Annotated in this window: 4 protein-coding genes; all 4 read right to left on the bottom strand. The window is 42.2% G+C overall.

Annotated features, from left to right (window positions below; translation table 11 throughout):
* A partial coding sequence (locus HP456_RS20215; RefSeq protein WP_172254443.1) for an amino acid ABC transporter permease occupies positions 1 to 524 on the bottom strand: 524 nt, incomplete at its 3' end.
* The gene (locus HP456_RS20210; RefSeq protein ID WP_172254445.1) at positions 508 to 1,320 is read right to left on the bottom strand and encodes an amino acid ABC transporter substrate-binding protein; all 813 of its coding nucleotides are present in this window, start codon (positions 1,318 to 1,320) and stop codon (positions 508 to 510) included. The genes HP456_RS20215 and HP456_RS20210, both read right to left, overlap by 17 nt.
* 362 nt (positions 1,321 to 1,682) lie before the next feature.
* Positions 1,683 to 3,698 carry an ABC transporter ATP-binding protein gene (locus tag HP456_RS20205; protein ID WP_172254441.1) on the bottom strand — a complete coding sequence of 672 codons (2,016 nt, stop codon included), beginning with the start codon at positions 3,696 to 3,698 and terminating at the stop codon, positions 1,683 to 1,685.
* Positions 3,695 to 4,590, bottom strand: an 896-nt coding sequence (locus tag HP456_RS20200; RefSeq protein ID WP_172254439.1) for an ABC transporter ATP-binding protein, incomplete at its 5' end; no start/stop codon positions are given. The genes HP456_RS20200 and HP456_RS20205, both read right to left, overlap by 4 nt.

Raw genomic sequence — 4,590 nt, 5'->3', positions numbered from 1 at the left:
GATGTATCTTTCACCAGGCTGATAAATGAATTTGATAAAGGCGGAATTGAAACCCTTGTTGCCTGCGGCAGGATGATCCTCTTCAGTGTTTGCGAATAATTCATACCGATTGAATAACCAGCTTCCCACTGTCCTTTCGGAATCGACTGGATGGCTGCCCTCACAATTTCTGAAGAATAAGCACCCATGTTCAGCGAAAAGGCAATGACAGCAGACGGAAATGGTTCTAATTTCAGGAATTCAATTCCCAGCGAGCCCAGACCGAAGAAAATGATGAATAATTGCACCAACAGGGGCGTACCTCTGATTGCTGACACATAAAATCTCGCAATTCCTCTTAAAACCGAAAATCTTGAAAGCCTGGCCAATGCAGTGAAGACGGCGATCACCAATCCCAAAGTAAACGATATAAGCGTTAGAGGGATAGAATAATACAAAGCTCCCTTTATCATTGGAAGCAGGGAGCTTTGCAGAATATCAATCATCTCTTCAGGATTTTGAAAGATACTACTCAGGAGATACATTTTCACCGAACCATTTCTTCGAGATCTCTTCGTACGTACCGTCTTTCTTCATTTCCTCTAACGCCTTATTTACTTCTTCCACTAACTTCTCGTTCCCTTTTCGGAACATCAAACCACTTTGACTTGCATCTTCAGATTCTGCTGCAATCTTTATATTGGCATTTTTTTGCTTGTTCAAATAATCCAGAATGGAAATCTTATCGTTCACTGTAAGATCAACACGGTCCTGTTCTAGCAGCTGGATTGATTGGGCTAGTCCATCGACACCTTGAATAACGGCACCATTTTTTTCAGCGATATCACGATAGTTGCTCGTCAGTGACTGAGCAGATTTCAGTCCTTTGATATCTCCGAAAGATTTGATTTTATCATTATCTTTCGTCGTCACGACGACTGCAGTTGATTCGATATACGGCGCAGAGAAGTCGTACTTCTTTTGTCTATCTTCACGGATCCCGACCTGGTTGGCAATCATGTCAAATCGATTTGAGTTCAAACCTTCGAACATCGCATCCCATTGCGTCTCCTTGAATTCCGCTTCAACTCCAAGACGTTTAGCCACTTCACGGGCAATCTCCACATCGAAACCTGTAAGTTTTCCGGATTCATCGTGGAAAGTGAAAGGAGGATATGTACCTTCTGTTCCCACTAACAGCTTCCCTTCTTCCTTCACCTTATCGTAAAGTGATTGTTCCGAGTCCCCACTTGATCCTTCTTTATCTTTGGATTGTCCGCATGCTGTAAGCACCATTGAAAGAGCCAGCAAAAGGACAATGGATAATTTCCATTTTTTCATCATAAACCCCCACTATTCTTATCGGATTTTATTATTACGAATGTCATCATAAAACGATACCCGAAAAAAGTCAACAAAAACACTCAAGACATATTTTTTGAAGAAATTCTTCCAGTTGATATACTTTTAATCTAACCATAATATTCAAATTGAATACAACTAGATGAATCGGAAGAAAGTTTAGTTATGACAGGGTAGAAACGATGAAGTTTGCTTAATATATAAGTAAAATCAAACAAATGGAATTCCTCTGTAAAGGTGAAAGATAACAGGACTCATTTCTTTTATTAAATAAATGTCACATTTCGTGAATAAAATAGTGAAAGCACCCGACATATTGTCAGATGCTTTCCTCTTCTTCATCACCCGGCGAGACCTGAAGTGCCTTGCTGCAGCTGATACATTTGATAATAACGTCCTCCGGATTTCATGAGATCATCATGTGTACCCTTCTCTACAATTTCCCCCCGGTCCAATACGAGAATTTGATCCGCATTTTTAATGGTAGATAAACGGTGGGCAATGATGAAAGTGGTCCGTCCTTTCTTCAGGACTTCCATTGCTTCCTGAATCACTGCTTCTGTCTCCGTATCTATACTAGAGGTTGCCTCATCGAGTATCAGGATCGCCGGATTGAATGCCAATGCCCTTGCAAAGGAGATCAATTGACGTTGACCGGATGAAAGTGTGCTTCCCTTTTCGATAACGGGTTCATCATATCCTTTTTCCAGATTATTGAAAACTCTTTCAGCACCTACTGCCTTCAGCGCCTCTTCCACTGTTTCCCGCGAAATACGCGGGTCATCAAGACTGACATTTGAAGCGATTGTACCTGTAAACAAGTATGGATCTTGTAAAACAATTCCCATATGCTCCCGTATCGTTTGATAAGGAATATCTTTGATACTCTTGCCGTCAATCATGATTTTGCCTTCGTTTGCATCATAGAACCTGAATAGCAGGTTCATGATGGAACTTTTTCCTGACCCTGTGTGGCCGACAAGTGCGACCGTATCTCCCTGGTTTGCTTCGAAGGTTATATCTTTTAACACGTATTCATTTTCTTTGTAACCGAAGAAGACGTGATCAAAGCTAACGTTTCCACTGTATCTGTCCATTTTTCCATCTGCTACATCCTTGCCGCTTTCATCCAGAAGGTGAAAGACCCGTTCACCTGCAACGAGTGCCTGTTCAAGGTTTGCGAGCTGATTCACTATTCCTGTTACAGGCTGGAACAAACGATTGATATAGTCAACAAATGCATACAGCACCCCTAACGTTACAGCCGATCCCACTCCGATCGATCCTCCTCCGAAATACCAGATGAAAGCCACAAACGTCACGTTTCTCAAAACTCCGACCAGGTTATGTGAAGTGATGGAGTTTAAACTTAATAATTTATTTTGGTATTTAAAATGTGTGCCATTCAACTCTTCAAACTCTTCATTCGTCTGCTTTTCCCGGCTGAAGGCCTGTATGATGTTCATGCCTTGGATGGATTCATTGATCATCGCATTGATGTCACTGACTTTTGAACGAATGACATGGTTATATTTTGAAGCATAAATCCTGTACAAATACGTCCAGATGACAAGAATCGGAATCAGAATCAAACACAGGGCTGCAAGCTTCACATCAAGGATAAACAGAGCGATATAGATCCCGATAATGTATATCGTGCTTGTAAAGAATGTAGAGAGTACGGTTACATATAAATCTCTTATCGCTTCCGTGTCATTTGTGATGCGGGCCACCACTTTTCCTGCCGGCAGATTATCGAAATAACGGATAGGAAGTTTTTGGATATGCTGAAAGATATCATTTCGCATCTTCTGAATGACCCTGTTTGCAGCTTTTTGTAAATAGAATCTCTGTCCATACTGAAAGAAGGACGCGAGGACCAGCAGTCCAAAATAAAAGGCTATCAGCTTAATGATCTTGGGTATTTCCGGATTATAGAAATCCAATAACTCATCCCCGCTCAGTTTCTCTGCAGAATAGGTTGCGGACTGTTCGCCTTTTGTAATGGTGATTTCACCTGACTTCACACTTCGTTTCCCATCAAATGTTACAGCTTCAGGGATAAAGTAAAATTCCCTTCCGATTTGAAGAACCCTCACTTCTTCCCCTTTCGTTTCGCTTCCAGTAAAGTATTGCTCACGTTTATACCATTCACCCCGATATGAAACTGCATCTTCCCCCTTATCGGTTACATACCAAGAGGTTTCAATCCCGAGGATGTGATCATCTATCATTTTCTTGGCAATGAATGGACCTGCAAGCTCCGCTGCCACTGAAACGGTCAGCATCAGCAGGGCTGCTAGAATGATTTTTTTATATAAAAGCGCATAATCGACTAATCTTCTTCCGACTTTCATGCACTCACCTCCTCAATTGAGGACTCTTCAACCTGTTGACGGTCAAATTGCTCTTTATACCAGCCGCCTTTTTCTAGAAGTGTCCCGTGGACGCCTTCTTCCACCACTTTCCCATCCTCAAGTACTATGATCCAATCCGCATGCTGTACTGCGGAGAGGCGGTGTGTCGTGATAATTGTTGTTTTCCCTTCACGTTCTGTTCGAATATTGCCTATTATCTTCGCTTCTGTCTTTGCATCTACCGCTGATAACGAATCATCCAGAATAAGAATCTCAGGATTTTTGATAAGAGCACGTGCAATGGAAATACGCTGTTTTTGTCCCCCGGATAAGGCTACACCTTTTTCTCCCACCAGTGTCGCCAATCCATCTGGCAGCATATCAAGATCTTTTTTGAAATCTGCCAGCTCTATCGCTTTTTCAATCGCTTCTTTATCTGCATCCTGACGGCCGAAGAGAATATTTTCTTTTACTGTTCTTGAGAAAAGGACATGATCTTGAGGAACATACCCAATCCAGCTCCTCACCTGCTCAAGGGTCAAATCCTCGATTGGGATGCCCGCGATTGACAGTGTGCCTTTTCCTGACGGATATTCACGCAGGAGCTGCTTGATGAATGTCGTTTTACCGCTTCCTGTTTTACCGACAACACCAAGAGTTTCCCCCTGCTTGATCGTCACTTTTATGTTGGATAAATTCTTAACCTGCGAAGATGGATATTGGAATTCCACTTCTTTAAACGCAACTTTTTCAAGCATCCCTACAGATTTCGGAAGTTCAGGATCACGTACATCCTGGACATAATCCAACGTTTCCTGGACTCGGTCAAGGGAGGCATTTCCGCGCTGCATAATATTGATGAGTTCCCCGATCGCAAACATCGGCCATATCA

It is taken from the genome of Bacillus haikouensis, assembly GCF_013179555.1.
Classification (GTDB): domain Bacteria; phylum Bacillota; class Bacilli; order Bacillales; family Bacillaceae_B; genus Rossellomorea; species Rossellomorea haikouensis_A.
The sequence above is the reverse complement of the archived record's forward strand: the minus strand, read 5'-3'. Positions and strand labels throughout refer to the sequence as shown.